Source organism: Gordonia sp. NPDC062954, from assembly GCF_044543825.1.
Classification (GTDB): domain Bacteria; phylum Actinomycetota; class Actinomycetes; order Mycobacteriales; family Mycobacteriaceae; genus Gordonia; species Gordonia tangerina.
Map to the genome: position 1 here is coordinate 21764 of NZ_JBITWL010000035.1, position 15404 is coordinate 37167.

General features: G+C 67.5%; 9 protein-coding genes. 5 read left to right on the forward strand and 4 right to left on the reverse strand.

Going from position 1 to position 15404, the window contains the following annotated elements; translation table 11 throughout:
* Positions 1-77 precede the first annotated feature (77 nt).
* Genes recC through recD form a run of 3 tightly spaced genes read left to right on the forward strand, consistent with a single transcriptional unit; the run spans position 78 to position 8741 of the window.
* Complete coding sequence (gene recC, locus ACIGKQ_RS23195; RefSeq protein ID WP_396575048.1) at positions 78-3476, forward strand: exodeoxyribonuclease V subunit gamma; 3399 nt, start codon at positions 78-80, stop codon at positions 3474-3476.
* A gap of 1 nt (position 3477) precedes the next feature.
* A complete protein-coding gene (locus tag ACIGKQ_RS23200) occupies positions 3478-6825 on the forward strand; it encodes a UvrD-helicase domain-containing protein (RefSeq protein ID WP_396575049.1) in 3348 nt (1115 codons plus the stop codon).
* Positions 6822-8741, forward strand: a complete 1920-nt coding sequence (recD, locus tag ACIGKQ_RS23205; protein WP_396575050.1) for an exodeoxyribonuclease V subunit alpha — start codon at positions 6822-6824, stop codon at positions 8739-8741. The genes ACIGKQ_RS23200 and recD overlap by 4 nt, the downstream gene beginning before the upstream one ends.
* A gap of 41 nt (positions 8742-8782) precedes the next feature.
* On the opposite strand, the gene ACIGKQ_RS23210 is transcribed toward recD, so the two are convergent.
* The gene (locus tag ACIGKQ_RS23210; protein WP_235724205.1) at positions 8783-9538 is read right to left on the reverse strand and encodes a PIG-L family deacetylase; all 756 of its coding nucleotides are present in this window, start codon (positions 9536-9538) and stop codon (positions 8783-8785) included.
* Between the two features lie 150 nt (positions 9539-9688).
* Between ACIGKQ_RS23210 and htpG the strand changes: the two genes are divergently transcribed.
* Positions 9689-11668 carry a molecular chaperone HtpG gene (gene htpG, locus ACIGKQ_RS23215; RefSeq protein WP_235724204.1) on the forward strand — a complete coding sequence of 660 codons (1980 nt, stop codon included), beginning with the start codon at positions 9689-9691 and terminating at the stop codon, positions 11666-11668.
* 23 nt (positions 11669-11691) lie between these two features.
* Here the strand turns inward: htpG and ACIGKQ_RS23220 are convergent, their stop codons facing one another.
* Both ACIGKQ_RS23220 and ACIGKQ_RS23225 read right to left on the reverse strand, forming a co-directional pair.
* Positions 11692-12612, reverse strand: a complete 921-nt coding sequence (locus tag ACIGKQ_RS23220) for an N-acetylglucosamine kinase (protein ID WP_235724203.1) — start codon at positions 12610-12612, stop codon at positions 11692-11694.
* Positions 12613-12687: 75 nt separating this feature from the next.
* A complete protein-coding gene (locus tag ACIGKQ_RS23225; protein WP_235724202.1) occupies positions 12688-13128 on the reverse strand; it encodes a hypothetical protein in 441 nt (146 codons plus the stop codon).
* 132 nt (positions 13129-13260) lie between these two features.
* Here ACIGKQ_RS23225 and ACIGKQ_RS23230 point away from each other — a divergent pair, with 132 nt between their 5' ends.
* Positions 13261-13740 carry a nitroreductase family deazaflavin-dependent oxidoreductase gene (locus ACIGKQ_RS23230; RefSeq protein WP_235724201.1) on the forward strand — a complete coding sequence of 160 codons (480 nt, stop codon included), beginning with the start codon at positions 13261-13263 and terminating at the stop codon, positions 13738-13740.
* A gap of 22 nt (positions 13741-13762) precedes the next feature.
* Here ACIGKQ_RS23230 and ACIGKQ_RS23235 read toward each other — a convergent pair whose 3' ends face one another.
* The gene (locus ACIGKQ_RS23235) at positions 13763-14593 is read right to left on the reverse strand and encodes a crotonase/enoyl-CoA hydratase family protein (protein ID WP_235724200.1); all 831 of its coding nucleotides are present in this window, start codon (positions 14591-14593) and stop codon (positions 13763-13765) included.
* Between the last annotated feature and the right edge of the window lie 811 nt (positions 14594-15404).

A 15404-nucleotide genomic window follows, 5' to 3' on the forward strand; every position in this document is an offset into this window, starting at 1 on the left:
GGCACGAGCAGCACATCGAACGACGCGGAGAACGAGTCGCGCGACGTCAGCCGACGACGCACAGGAGGCGCCAGCACATGTTCCATCTCCATCGGGCGGAACGGACCGATGCTCTGGCCGATGCACTGGCACACCTGCTGTTGACGCCGCTGCCCGATCCGATGACCACCGAAATCGTCTCGGTGCCCGCGCCGGGCGTGGAACGTTGGTTGCAACAGCGGCTGGCCACCCGGCTGGGCACGGCGCGTGGGCACGACGGCGTGGCCACCAACCTGGACTTCACCTCGCCCGCACGCCTGACCGATCGCGTGTTGGAGTGCGCCGAGCGTCGTGCCGACGGTGCGGACGCCGCCGGTGTATCGGCAGGCCGCCGCTGGTGGCCCGGTGCGATGACCTGGCCGGTGTTGCGGGTGTTGGACGAATTGATCGACGATCCACGCCTGGCCGTGCTGGCGCGTCATGTTGGCGCCGGCGCCGGGGCAGACGATCACCGGCGCGGTCGCCGCTATGCCACCGCCCGCCAGATCGCCGAGCTCTTCGACTCCTACGGCCGTCAGCGACCGGCGATGCTTGCCGCGTGGGCCGATGGCTCCGACACCGATGGCGCAGGCGCCCCCGTACCCGACGACCTGGCCTGGCAGCCGGACTTCTGGCGCGCGGTCCGACGTGAGATCGGTCATCCGCACCCGGCAGAAGAACTCGCCGAGCGTTGCGCGGTCGTGCGCGAGAACCCGCACGCGATCGACCTTCCCGAGCGGCTGTCGGTGTTCGGCCCGACCCGTGTCACCGAATCACTGCTCGACGTGCTGTCGGCGGTGTCGGCGCACCGTGAGGTGCACCTGTTCGTGCCGCATCCGAGTCCGGCGCTGTGGGAGACCCTGGCCGCGGCCGCGCCCACCGGTGCGCGGCGGCGGGCCGACAATCCACCGCCCCGACTCGCGCATCCGCTGCTCGCCGGACTCTCCCGCGACGTCCAGGAGTTGCAGCGCAGAGTGGCGCCGGTGGTCGACCGCGACCACCATCACCCCCCGACGGCTGCCGCGCCGCAGAATTCCGTGCTGGCCGCACTGCAGGCAGGTCTGCGCGCCGACGAACCGAGCGCGTCCGTGCGCGATGCCGACACTTCCGTAGAGGTACACGCGTGCCATGGCGCGGAACGACAGGTCGAGGTGTTGCGCGACCGGTTGCTGCACCTGTTCGCCGCCGACGCCGGCCTGCAGCCGCGCGACGTCTTGATCATGTGTCCCGACGTGGAGGCCTTCGCGCCGTTGGTGCGTGGTGCATTCGGTCAGCCGGGGCTCGGGCATCCGGCTTTCGACCTGCGGGTACGCCTGGCCGATCGGGGCCTGCGGCACACCAACAGCGTGCTCGACGTGGTCGCGGCAGTTGTCGAACTCGCGGCCGGGCGGGTCACCGCCGGTGCCGTACTGGACCTGCTCGGCCGAGAGCCCGTGCGCATGCGCTTCGACCTCACCGACGACGATCTCGAGGTGATCCGGGAATGGTTGGTGGGCAGCAATATCCGCTGGGCGATCGATGATTCGCAGCGGGGGCGGTTCGGTCTCAAGGGCTTCCGACAGGGCACCTTCGAGACCGGGATCGACCGGATTCTGCTCGGCGCGGTCGCGGAGGAGGCCGACAATGAATGGCTCGACACCGCGCTACCGCTCGGTGGCGTCGAGAGCACCGAGATCGACCTGGCCGGACGGTTCGCCGAATTCGTGGACAGATTGTCGACCACACTCGGCGCGCTGAGCGGTACCCAGCCGGCGAACGCATGGACACAGATCCTCGCCGACGCGATCGATGCACTCGTCCTCACCGATGTCGACTCCGAATGGCAACGGGCGCAGGCTCTCCGCTCGATCGCAGAAGTGTTCGAAGAGGGCGAGGTCGCCGCGGGCGGACCGGACGGGGGAGAGGTGGAGCTCCGGTTGGGGGACATCCGCGACCTGATCGCCGGGCTCGTGTCGGCCGCGCCCACGCGGGCCAACTTTCGCACCGGCGAGTTGACCGTGTGTTCCATGGTGCCGATGCGATCGGTACCGCACCGGGTGATCGTGCTCCTCGGGGTCGATGGGGACGCCTTCCCGCGCGCGCTGCGCCACGATGGTGATGACATTGCGGCACGGGCGCCACTGGTGGGCGAACGCAATCCACGCGACGAGGACCGTCAGTTGTTCCTCGATGCGATCTGCGCGGCCGAGGAGCATCTGCTGGTGCTCTACAGCGGCGCAGACCCCGTCTCGGGACAGCGAATTCCACCTGCCGTGGTCGTCAGCGAACTCGTCGACGCGGTGTCGGCGATCACCCGAACGCCTGACAGTTGCGTTCGTCGCCACACCCTGCACGCCTTCGACGCCGACAATTTCGTGCCCGGTGCGATCGCCGGGGTGGCCGAGCCGTTCTCCTATGACACCGCCCTGCTCGCCGGAGCGCGGGCGTCCGGGACCACGCCGGAGCGGCGTTCGATGATCGCCGACGGCCGCCTGGACCCGCCCGACCCCGACGACATCGAACTCGCGTCGCTGGTCAGCTTCCTGACCAATCCGATCGAGGGATTCGTCCGGCAGCGACTGGGCGCCCGCATCCCGGATGAGGAACGCCCGCACCCCGATCAACTCGACGTCGCCCTCGCGCCGCTGGACCGCTGGGCAATCGGCGACAGATTCCTGGCGCGGATGCTCGCCGGTACCGATCTCGCCGCCTGTCAGGCCGCCGAACTCCGCCGCGGAACGCTGCCGCCGTATGCATTCGGTACCCGCGAGTTGCGCGACATCTCGACCGACGTGGCTGCGGTCTTCGCGGCGGCCGAGTCCGCTCGAGTCGGCACATCGTCGACGGTCGACCTGGTGGTTCCGTTGCCCGACGGCCGGCGCGTATACGGCACGGTCGGCGACATCCATGCGGGCACGGTGATCACGGCCACCTATTCGAAGCTCCGGGCCAAACAGCGGTTGACCGCGTGGATCCGGCTGCTCGCCGTCGCTGCCGCCCGGCAGGCGGTGGGGCGCGGAGACGACGTTCGCGCCGCAACCGTCATCGCGCGGCGACCGACCCGTTCGGGTGGGGTTGCCCGGTCTCTGCTCACCGCTCCGGAGCACCCGCTCGACGTACTCTGTTCCCTGATCGGGTTGCGCGACCTCGGGCTGCGCCGCGCGCTGCCGCTCCCACTGGACCCGGCCGCGGAGTTTGCCGACCACCATCGCCGTTCGGGGGGCGCCGACCGTGCCCTGCCGGCGGCCCGCCGCGCGTACGACGGCGACTTCGGTGCAGGCCGAGATCGCTACCTGCGGATGGTGTTCGGCGGCGACGTCACCCGGCCGGTGGACTTCGAAGACGTGCTCGCGGCGCCGGTACCATCCGAAGATTCCTGGGATGGACCGCAGTTGCTCGCAGACCCCGGCGACACCCTGTTCGGTGCACTGGCCCGCCTGGTGTGGGACCCGCTGCTCGAACACGAGACCCTGACCTGAGATGACCGGACCCGAGATGACCGACACCGACTTGCCCGTGGCCTTCGACGTGACCGCGCCTCTGCCTGAGGGGACCACCGTCCTCGAGGCCAGCGCCGGCACCGGTAAGACCTACGCGATCGTGGGTCTCGGCGCCCGGTTGATAGCCGAGGGTGTGCCGATCGACAAGCTGTTGCTGGTCACCTTCAGCCGCGCGGCCACCGCCGAGCTGCGCGAGCGGATGCGAGAGCGCGTGGTGGAACTCATTGCTGCGCTGACAAGTCCGGAGGACGGCCCGGATCACGCGGACCCGCTGGTTGGCTACCTGGCCGACGGCGAGGTCGGCGAGGTGACCCTTCGTCGGGAACGGCTGGTACGTGCGCTGTCGGATTTCGATGCGTCCACCATCGCGACCACACACACCTTCTGCAACCGCATGCTCGATGCCCTGGGCTTCCTTGGTGAACGAGAGATGATCTACGAGATCGTGGAAGACGTCGATGATCTCGTCGACGAAGCCGCGCTCGATCTCTATCTCCGCGGCTACGCCGGCGCCGACCGCCCCGATTTCTCACTCGGGGACGCGACCGACATCGCCCGGGACGCGATCCGGCAACCGGCCACCGCGCTCGCACCCTCGGAGACCGACCTCGGCGATGCCGATACCCCCGAAGCGATGGTCGCGCACCGCCGGGTGCGGTTTGCCGCACGTATCCGCGAGATCGTCGAAGAACGCAAGCGGACGTCGCGTCTGCGCACCTATGACGACTTGCAGATGATCCTGTTTCGGATCGTGACCGATCCCGTCGTGGGGGCGGCGGCATGCACACGTATCCGCGCGATGTTCGACGCCGTGCTCGTCGACGAGTTCCAGGACACCGACCCCCAACAGTGGGAGATCGTCCACCGCTGTTTTCACGGCAGCCGGAGACTGGTGCTGGTCGGTGATCCCAAACAGTCCATCTACGGTTTTCGCGGTGCCGAGGTGCTCAGCTATCTGCAGGCGGTACGGTCTGCTGATTCCCTACGCGCCCTCGATGTCAACCGACGCTCCGATGGGGCTCTGGTGGACGCCCTTGCCCGCCTGCACGGTGGCGCCGAACTCGGGCACGGTGACATCGTGGTGCACGAGGTCACTGCGGCTCGATCCGGCAGCCGACTGCACGGAGTGCCGCCGGTGCGGTTGCGCGCGCTGCCGCGGCGGGATTTCACCGTGCTCAACCGGAGCGGGTTTCCCACCGTCGGCGCTGTCCGCGACAAGGTCATCGCCGACGTCGCGGCCGACATCGCCGGACTGTTGGCATCGAAGACGACGATCGAGGCCGACGGGGCGGTGCGGCCGGTGGAGCCCGGTGACATCGCCATCCTGGTGACGCTCAACAAGACCATCGCACCTCTGCAACAACACCTGCAGGCCCATGGCGTCGCGGCGGTGATCGGATCGGGCACCAGCGTCTTCCACACCGCCGCGGCGCGGCAGTGGCTGGCGGTGATCCGGGCGGTCGAACAGCCGGCGCGTACCGATTTGGTGCGCACGGCAGCGCTCGGGACCTTGATTGGCTGGGACGTCGACGCCCTCGCCTGCGATGACGGCGCCGGCATCACCGACCTGGCGATGAGTCTGCAGAGCTTCGGGCACGTCTTCGCCGAGGGCGGATTCGCGGCGATGGCACAGCGCCTGATGAGCCGCATGCGGGTGGCCGAACGTGTGCTCGCCGGGCCCGACGGGGAACGCGAGCTGACGGATCTGATCCAGGTGGCCTCACTGTGCAACGTCGAGGTCATGCACAGTGCGTGCGGGCTCAGTGGGCTGGTCGAGTGGCTCGCCGACCGCATCGCCGACACCACCCGCTGGCAACGTCATCAGGATCAGACGCGGCGACTCGACCGCGACACCCAGGCGGTGCAGATCATGACCGTGCACCGCAGCAAGGGTTTGCAGTTCCCGATCGTCTACGTGCCGTTCGCATGGGATGGGGCGCGCAATGCGAATCGGGCCACCTTCACGTTCCACGATGCGCACGCCGATCGGGTGCTCGATGTGGGCGGGAACGAGGCGCCGGGCCATCGGCAACGGTGGCAGCGACATGAGAGTGAGGCGGCGGGGGAGGAGCTGCGGCTGCTCTATGTTGCCCTGACCCGAGCGCAATCGCAGGTCGTCGCGTGGTGGGCTCCGGCGTATCACACGCGGAACTCCGCACTGCACCGCCTGTTGTTCGGGCGCACAGCGGGATCGTCGGTAGTGCCCGAGAGCTTCGACGTCCCCGACGACGACACCTGTGCGCGAGTGCTGATGGGTTATCGCCTCGACGGTGCCATCAGCGTGGAGGTGGCCGGCCGCGATGGTGACAGTCGCATCGACCCACCGGTGCCGGCGCCACCGCCAACGGGGCTGTCGGCAGCCCGATTCGACCGGACCATCGACCAGAGCTGGCGTCGCACATCGTATTCCGCCATCGTTGCCGGTGCAGGACATGGCCATCCCGCGGTGCTGGAATCGGGCAGCGAGTCCGATGCGGACCTGATCGCCGACGAACCCGCCGAGCCGGGAGAAGCCGTGCAGATAGCCGGTGGACAACCGACCGGCACCCCGTCGTTGATGAACGGCATGCCCTTCGGTGCGGCCTTCGGCACGCTGGTGCACGAGGTGCTCGAGTATGTCGACACCGACATGCCAGACATGGGCGCGCACGTCGCGGACCTGTGTGGACAGGCGATCGCTGCGCGGATGCTCGACGTCGACGTGGAACGTCTCACCGCAGCATTGGTCGGAGTGTTGACCACGCCACTCGGCTTCGGTGACCTGTGGTCGGTCGGACCACGGGATCGCCTCGCCGAGATGGAGTTCGAGTTCCCGCTGGCCGATGGTTCGGCGACCGGCGCGGCGGTGACGACCGCCGCGATCGCCGACCTGATGGACCGGCATCTCGTCGCCGACGATCCGCTGGCCGGATACAGTGCCCAGCTGCGCGCGCTGCCGCCGCAACGCCTGCGCGGGTTCCTGACCGGCAGCATCGACTCGGTGTTGCGCACTCCTGCCGGCCGCTTCGTGATCGTCGACTACAAGACCAACCGCTTGCGGCCCGGTGAACTCAGCGCCGAGGACTTCGATCGCACGTCGATGGCGGCCGAGATGTCGGCGGCCAACTATCCGCTGCAGGCGTTGCTGTATTCGGTTGCGTTGCACAGATACCTGCGATGGAGGTTGCCCGGATACCAGGCGGGCGAGCACCTCGCCCCGGTGCAATATCACTTCGTGCGGGGGATGGTGGGACCGCGCACGCCGCCCGGTTGCGGCGTGTTCGAGTGGGCGGTGCCTCCTTCCCTCGTCGAGGACCTGTCGGGTTTACTGGCGAAAGGCGACAGATGAGCGCAGCCGAGACCGCCGACCGCCCAGCCGACCCGCGGCCGGCTCGCACGGTGAACGATGCGCGATCGTTCGCCGGAGCCGAGGGCGCGTTGGCGACCCTGTGCCGTTCGGGTGTACTCGACGCGGCAGACCTGCACATCACGCAAAGGCTGGCCCGATTGTGTGGCGAACCGGTGGGCGAGGTGGCCCAGGTTGGAGCGGCCCTGGCCGTTCGTGCGGTGCGATACGGGTCCACATGTCTGGCCGTGTCACGGGTGGCCGAGATCGTCGGTCCCTGGGCCGAAACGGTGTCGCCGGACCTGCCGGCGCCGGAGGAACTGATCCGCGCGCTGACCGACAGCGCGCTGGTGCGTGGCGCCGGGACCGGGCCACTTCGGCCGCTGGTTCTGGCCTCCTCTGCAGATGGCCCACTGCTTTACCTACGCAAGTACTTTCGCCAGGAGCAGCTGATCCGCGAGGCGCTGATGGCGCGAGAGCAGACACGTCCGGATGTCGATCCGGCTGCGGTCACCGAGGCTGTCGATGACGTGTTCGGGCCTGCCGAGGCCGGATCGGTGGACCTTCAGCGAGTGGCCGCGCAGATGGCTGCGGTGAGCTGGACGCTGGTGGTCGCCGGCGGACCGGGCACCGGCAAGACGTACACGGTCGCGCGGATTCTGTCGGTGCTCGATCGGCTGGGCGGCGGTTCGGTCCGGATCGGGCTGTGCGCGCCCACCGGTCGGGCGGCCGCGCAATTGCAGGCGGCGGTGTCGGCGGACGCCGCGGCCCCGGCGTCGGTGCACGCGGTGACCGTGCACTCACTGCTCGGCTGGCGGCCCGGTTCGACCCCCCGATATGGACGCGGAAACAAGTTGCCCTACGACGTGGTGGTGGTCGACGAGACGTCGATGCTCTCGATGACGGCGATGAGTCGACTTCTGGATGCGGTACGTCCGGACACGCGGGTGATCCTCGTCGGCGATCCGCATCAGCTCGCCTCGGTCGAGGCCGGTGCGGTACTGGCCGACCTCGTCGACCGGGAAGCCGGTATCGCGCCGCTCCCGCTGCCAGAGGGGATCGGATCGGCGGTGCCGGCCGGTCTCACCGATCGTGACCGGGTGGAACGCGGCGTGGTGACGCTGCAGCGCGGCCATCGGTTCGGCGGGGGGATCGCAGAGGTTGCCGGGGCCATCAACCGTGGAGATGCCGACGCCGTGGTCGCCCTGGTGACCGACCCGGATCTCACCGAGGTCAGCCTGGTGTCGCCGGACGAGTTGGACGGCGTGCGGGCCGACGTGGCGGCCTGGGGAGCAGCGATGTCGAGTGCAGGCGCGCTGGGCGATGCACCAGCCGCGCTGGACGCCCTCGACGCGCACCGGGTGCTGTGTGCTCACCGCGATGGCAGTTGGGGTGTGCAGGGCTGGTCGCGTCGGGTGGTGGACTGGTTGGCCGAGGGTGACACGGACAGCGGGCACGGCCGATCGCCGGCCATGGGGTCGAGCTCACCCGGCGGCGTCTGGGCGGCGTCGCCGACCGCGCACCCGGGCGAGCCGCTGTTGGTGACGGCCAACGATCGGCAGACCGCGACCTTCAACGGTGACAGCGGTGTGGTGATCCGCTCCGGGAACACCCTGGAGGTGGTCTTCCGGCGCGGCACCGAGATCCGGCGCCTGCATCCGACTCGTCTGGCCGATGTGGTGCCGTTGTATGCCATGACGATCCACCGCAGCCAGGGCAGCCAGTTCGACGGGGTCACCGTGGTGCTACCGCCGGAGGGGTCGGAGTTACTGACCCGAGAACTGCTCTACACCGCCGTGACCCGAGCTCGCAGACACGTCCGGATTGTCGGTTCCGCCGACGTGTTGGCCGCGGCCGTGCGCCGCCGGGTCCAGCGTGCAAGTGGGCTGCGTTCGCCGGTCGCGGTCACGACGCCGTAGGAATCCGGGGGAGTCGACAGCTGAACCTGCGCGGCTGGAGATCAGCAGATCTCGATCCCGCCCGGTACCAGATCGCGCCGGATGAAGTTCTCCGAGGCAAGCAGCCGGTCGCGTCGCTCCGGCGGGAGTGCCATCAGCCCCTGGATGGTACGGCTGCGTCGGACCTCGGTGCGGTGTGCCGCGATGGCCGCCGCCTTGCGCTCCCCGTACCGTCCGACATCCAGCGTGAGGTCGATGCCCTCTGGTGGGGTACCGGGCAGGTGGTCGCGACGCACGGAGGCGAACAGGTCGTCGCGCACGTCGTCGACCATCCAATCGGCGATTGTCACGAAGTACACCGATCGGGTCTGCCACGCGTCGCCGGCCGAGCGGTACAGGCGGGGGCTGGCGGCGGCGTCGGCGGCCACCGAGGCCAACCGGTGGGCGTGGATGTGATCGGGATGGCCGTAGATTCCGATGGCGTCGTAGGTGACGATGGCGTCGGGACGCAGCCGCCGGATGTGCTCGACCATCGTGCGCACCGCCGAATCGAAGGGCGCCGCGCAGAATCGCTGCGCTCCCGGAGCAGATTCGGGTACCCGGTCGTCGGCGTACCCCAGCATGATCGGTGGGCCGGGCAACCCGAGTTCGTGCATCGACTCGATCAGTTCGCGATGCCGGTGCGTGCCGTCGGCCCAGGTGCACATGATGAGGTCGGCGGCGCCACCGCGCGCCGTGTGGTGCGCGATCAGGCCACCCGTCCACAACGCTTCGTCGTCGGGGTGCGCGTGCACGAACAGCAGACGAGGAGCTGGCATTCACCGGTCTTTCGATGGTGCGGCGGGGCATCGGCCATCGATACCGCGGTGCGCGTTCGAGCACCGCACAGCGGTCGACCCACCCAGATTAGCCAATGGGGTGGTCGGTAAACTGCGGCTTCGTCAGTGACGGTTGAGCGGAGGTCGATCATGACTGGTCAGACAGAGGTTCGTGAGTTCCAGGCCGAGACGCGGCAGCTGCTGGATCTCATGGTCCACTCGGTGTACTCGAACAAGGACAGCTTTCTTCGGGAGCTGATCTCCAACTCGTCGGATGCGCTGGACAAGCTGCGGTTGGAGTCGCTGCAGGACAAGGAACTCGACGTCGACGCGGGGGACCTGCACATTCAACTCGAGGCAGACCCCGAGGGGCGGACATTGGTGGTCCGCGACAACGGCATCGGCATGTCCCGCGACGATGTCATCAACCTGATCGGTACCGTCGCGCGCTCGGGCACCGCGGAACTGCGGCGCAAATTGGCCGAGGTGAAGGACGCCGCGGCCAGTGAGGAGCTGATCGGTCAGTTCGGCATCGGTTTCTATTCGACCTTCATGGTCGCCGATCGGGTCACCCTGGTGACCCGCCGTGCCGGTGAGGCCACCGGGACCCGCTGGGAATCGACCGGCGACGGCACGTACACGATCGACGATGTCGCCGACGCGCCCCAGGGGACGTCGGTCACCCTGGCGCTCAAACCGGTCGACACCGAGGATCATCTGTACGACTACACCGACGCAGCAAAGCTGCGGGCCTTGGTGAAGCGCTATTCGGACTTCATCGCGTGGCCCATCCGGATGGACGTCGAGAAGCCGGTCGCATCCGACGATTCCGGCGAGTCGACGGGCGAACCGCGGACGGACGAACCGAAGACCGAGGTCGTCACCGAAACCATCAACTCGCAGAAGGCGCTGTGGGCCAAATCTGCCGACGAGGTCACCCAGGACGAGTATCACGAGTTCTACCGGCATGTCAGCCATGCCTGGGATGAGCCCCTCGAGGTCATCACGGTCAAGGCCGAGGGCACCTTCGAGTATCAGGCGCTGCTGTTTATCCCGACCCAGGCGCCCTTCGATCTGTTCATGCGGGAGCGATCTTCGGGAATCCACCTGTACGTCAAGCGTGTCTTCATCATGGATGACTGCGAAGAGTTGATGCCGGAGTATCTGCGATTCGTCAAGGGTGTCGTCGACGCCGCGGACCTGTCGCTCAACGTGTCGCGGGAGATCCTGCAGCAGGATCGCCAGATCCGGGCCATCCGCCGACGGCTCACCAAGCGGGTCATCTCCACCGTGGGTGATCTCCGTGACTCGCGTCCGGACGACTACCGGACGTTCTGGGAGAACTTCGGTCGGGTCTGGAAGGAAGGCCTGGTCAACGATTTCGACAATCGCGACGCCATCCTCAAGGCCTCCTCGTTTGCCTCCACCGATTCCGCGGACGGCCTCACCACGCTCGCCGACTACATCGGCCGGATGCGAAGCGGTCAGGACACCATCTACTACATGACCGGCGAGAGCCGACAGCAGATCGAGAACTCCCCACATATCGAGGCGTTTCGCGCCAAGGGCGTCGAGGTGCTGCTGCTGACAGATCCGGTCGACGAGATGTGGGTGACCAGCGGACTCGAGTTCGACGGGAAGTCGTTCACCTCGATCGCCAAGGGAGCGGTAGATCTCGACTCGCTCGATGACACGGAGTCCGACGAGGACAAAGCCGACAAGGAGAAGAAGTCCGAGGAGTTCGCCTCGCTGCTCGAGTGGCTGGCGGAGACATTGGCCGACGACGTGAACGAGGCGCGGTTGTCGTCTCGGCTCACCGATTCGGCCGCCTGCCTGGTGGGCGACACCTTCTCGATGTCACCACAGTTGGAGAAGCTGTACCGCGCATCGGGTCAGGAACTGCCCAAGAGCAAGCGAGCGCTGGAGGTCAACGCCGATCACCCGCTGATCGTCGGCCTCAACAACGCATTCGGCGTCGGCGAGGACCACAGTGCCCTGGTGCCGACGGCGAAGCTGCTCTACGGTATGGCCGTCATCGCCGAGGGTGGCGAGCTGGGCGACCCCGCCGAGTTCGCGAAGCTGTTGGCGGGCAATCTGACCGAGACTCTCCACACCGAGAGTCAGAAGTAGCGAGCCGTCCGCGGCACCTCTCGTCACGCACGGTGGATGTGCGTGGCGAGAGGATGGTGTTCTGGCGGCTCCAGTAGCAGCGCGACACCGTCGAGCGTGTCGCCGTAGGGCGCTGCGATGGTGACGTCGGGTGTGGTGGTGCCGATCAGCTCGATGAATCGTGTACGGACCAGGTCGTTGTTGGTCAGGACATTGCCCATCCAGCTCACCCGGGATGACTGCCCGGTCCGGGGATCGCTGCGCCGCAGGGCGGCTCGGACGGAGTCGGCGAGTTCAGCCGCGGCGCGCTGGAGGATGTCGACGGCGACGGTGTCGTCGGTGCGTGCGGCGGCCGACACCTCTCGGGCGAATCCCGCGATGTGGGCGACCCGCTCGGGATCCGCCTGCAGCGCCATGTACAACTCGGGCAGTGGACCGAACGTGGCGTGCGCCGACTGTTCCAGTGGCGTCGGTGCGCCGCGCCCGTCGTAGGCGCGCAAGGCGGCGTCGAGCCCGGCGCGTCCGATCCAGTAGCCGCTGCCCGCGTCGCCGACCAGATGCCCCCAGCCGTCGACGCGTGCGACCCCACCGTCACCGACACCTAGCGTGACCACGCCGGTGCCCGCGGCGATCACCGCGCCCTTCTCGAAACGGTTGGCGGCCAGGTAGGCCGAGACCGAGTCATGCGCCAGCGCGACCGTGTCGGGGCCGACTCCGGCGAGGGCGGCCAGCAATTCGTCCGGACGGGTGGCCTGCGGGGTGAGTCCCGATACGCCCGCCGCCACCGCACCGACGTCGGCACCGGTCGCGGAGATGACATCCCGCGCCACCTCGGCGATCTGTGGAACCACAGGACGATCGGTGTAGATCGGACCGGCGTTGTGTTCGCTCGTGCCATCTCCGAACACTCGGATGCGGGTGCCCGTCTGGCCGCCGTCGATCGCCATCCGTTGCCGGCCGCTCATCGGTCCTCCCATCAGCGCCGAAACTGATCCTCGGGCCTCAACGTACTACGCGAAACGACTCATCGGCGCAGGTGCTCAGGCCGCGGCGTCCTCGGCGATGGTCAGCGCGACGAGATCCGCGTCGTTGGCGCGATGCACCGGCTGCACGGGCACGTCGTGCCGTCGGGCGGCGGCGATCAGCTGGCGCGCCCAGGCGAGATCGTCATCGGAGACACCGTCACGACCCGGGCGGGAGATCAGGAACGCGACCGACTCGGCCTCGAGCGCCTCGATTGCCTCGCCGAGGGTGAACAGGAGCGGATCCACCTCTACCGGTTCAGGTGTCGGTGGCAGGGGCAGCCAATTGAGAACCTTCAACAGACGTCGGTCGGGTCCGACGAAGGCGAACCATAGTCGCGCGCTTCCGAATCCGAGCGGCCCCATCAGAGCGCGCCAGCGTTGGCGCATGTCGTCGGCACCGACGATCGGGTCATGAGCGGTCTCGATGGCGGGGATCGTGCTGTCATCCGTTGTCATGATCAGATCATCGCTGTCTTCCGAACGCAGCCGTGGTTCGTTGTCCACAGGTTGCCGACGCTGTTCATGGCTCGGTTGACTCGTGCCCTCGGATGGCCGAGGATGGTCGGCTCGACCTGGCAGACTGGGCGTATGGGTGTGCTCACGCCGTTGGCGGTGAAAATCGGTTCGATCAGCTGGATGCCGCGCTATCTACCGCAGATCGTGGTGGTGGACAGCGCGCTGCAAAAGCTGACGGGGCAGCGGGTGACCCTGCTGGATGTGGCCGGACTGCCCAACATCACGCTGCGCGTAGCGGGCCGTAAAAGCGGGATTGTTCGGTCGACCCGACTGCTCGCGGTACCGGACGGAGCGGGTGCGTGGTTGATCGCCGGCTCGTACTTCGGCGGACCTGACATGCCCCAATGGGTATTCAATGTGCGTTCGGCCGACACCGTGGAGGTGGGGCATCACGGTACCGTCTCCGCGATGCGGCCACGTGAACTCGACGGTGACGAACGGGTGCGCGCCTGGCGGACATTGGTGAACGTGTGGCCCAACTTCGACCTCTACGTCCAGCGCACGCAACGTCGGATACCGGTGTTCCGGCTGGAGCCGGTCGCAGCCAACTGACCGGCTCCAGCACCGGCACAGTTCAGGCGCCGCGGAAGTCGGGGCGGCGCTTCTCGAAAACTGCGGTGACCGCCTCGGACAGATCCTCACTGGGGAGGAACGCGGAGTTCCATGCGGCGACGTAGCGCAGACTGTCCTCGACGCCGGCGCGGCGGCTGTGGTCCAGCACAGCCTTGATGCCGTTGACGACGAGCGGGGGATTGGCGGCGATCTCGGCAGCGGTCGCCCGGGCGGTGTCGAGGGCGGCGTCGCGGTCCGGGAGTACTTCGTTGACCAGTCCGATGCGTGCGGCGTGGGCCGCGTCGACATCCTTACCGGTCAGTGCGAGCTCACGAAGGTGGCCGTCACCGATGATTGCCGGCAGGCGGGCGAAGCTACCGACGTCAGCAACCATGGCCACCCGAACCTCGCGGACGCTGAACTTGGCGTCGGCGCTCGCGTACCGGATGTCGACAGCACTGATCAGATCGACTCCGCCGCCGATGCACCAGCCGGCGACTGCCGCGATGACCGGCTTTCGACAGTCGGCGACTGCGCTGATGGCGGCCTGCAATCGTCGCAGGTTGTCGTGGAACTCGGTGCGCGGCCGCGCTTTCGCCCCCTCGGCGAGTACGGGACCGAGGTCACCACCCATGGCGGCGAGATCCAGCCCGTAGGAGAAATGCGCCCCCGAGCCGGCCAGGACGACCGCACGGACGTCGTCGTCACGGTCGAGCTGCGCAAAGATCTCCGGCAACTCACGCCAGAAATCCGGTCCCATCGCATTGCCCTTGCCTGGCCCGGTGAGTACGACCTCGGCGACGTGGTCGGAAACCGACACCTCGAACGCTTTCCACTGTTGTTGATCGCTCATTCTGAGAAGGCTACCGGGCCGCACCTGCGGCTATGCCGGGTGTCATGGGATCGCTGCGCGCAGTCGGCGAGCGCCTGCCGGCGGAATTCGGTCGTACGCCCGATCCTCGAGGACTTCTCGGTCGATCTCAGATGAGCAGCTGAGCGAAAGCGCGAAGCACACTGCTGCGGGGATGGGGTGGGGTGCGGAATATGCGAAACGCCCACGCCCTGAGAATCAGGTGATGGAGAGCCGCAATGGCATGACGCGCGAGGGCGACGGACCTCGGTGAGGCTGCAGCCCCTGTTCCCTGAGGAGCGTCCGAGATTACGAGGTCGCGTCACGAAGGGTGCTCCCACGCAACCACTCTCACGCAGGACAAGGTGTCACACCCCGCCGCTATCCTGTACCCAACACCTCACCGATCAAGTCCATCCACACCCCTCCCGCAGCACACCAAAGTTGTCAGACCTGACCGATAGTCTGATAGCAGTTCGATTCCCCACCAACGTTTCCCGCCGAAAAGGGAGGAGTCCGGAAATCACTTACCGATCCCTGAGGAGCGATCGAGCTTGCGAGGAAGCGTCACGAAGAGCCCACCACCGCAACCACACTCACGCACGAAAAGTTGTCGGACCCCGCCGCTATCCTGAACCCAACAGCTCACCGAACGAGTCCATCCCCATCCCACCCGCAGCACTCCAAAGTTGTCGGACCCTCCCGATAGTCTGATGGCAGCGGCCTTAACCCCGAATCTTGGACACTGGGTGGGATTCATGCAGCGGTCAACAGTGTAGCACTGTAACGGTTTTCGTAGTTGACGGGTGACAGA

Excerpts from the sequence above, each read along its gene's own strand:
- recC (WP_396575048.1), top strand. The coding sequence starts at position 78 with ATGTTCCATCTCCATCGGGCGGAACGGACCGATGCTCTGGCCGATGCA.
- ACIGKQ_RS23200 (WP_396575049.1), top strand. The coding sequence starts at position 3,478 with ATGACCGGACCCGAGATGACCGACACCGACTTGCCCGTGGCCTTCGAC.
- recD (WP_396575050.1), top strand. The coding sequence starts at position 6,822 with ATGAGCGCAGCCGAGACCGCCGACCGCCCAGCCGACCCGCGGCCGGCT.
- ACIGKQ_RS23210 (WP_235724205.1), bottom strand. The coding sequence starts at position 9,538 with ATGCCAGCTCCTCGTCTGCTGTTCGTGCACGCGCACCCCGACGACGAA.
- htpG (WP_235724204.1), top strand. The coding sequence starts at position 9,689 with ATGACTGGTCAGACAGAGGTTCGTGAGTTCCAGGCCGAGACGCGGCAG.
- ACIGKQ_RS23220 (WP_235724203.1), bottom strand. The coding sequence starts at position 12,612 with ATGAGCGGCCGGCAACGGATGGCGATCGACGGCGGCCAGACGGGCACC.
- ACIGKQ_RS23225 (WP_235724202.1), bottom strand. The coding sequence starts at position 13,128 with ATGACAACGGATGACAGCACGATCCCCGCCATCGAGACCGCTCATGAC.
- ACIGKQ_RS23230 (WP_235724201.1), top strand. The coding sequence starts at position 13,261 with ATGGGTGTGCTCACGCCGTTGGCGGTGAAAATCGGTTCGATCAGCTGG.
- ACIGKQ_RS23235 (WP_235724200.1), bottom strand. The coding sequence starts at position 14,593 with ATGAGCGATCAACAACAGTGGAAAGCGTTCGAGGTGTCGGTTTCCGAC.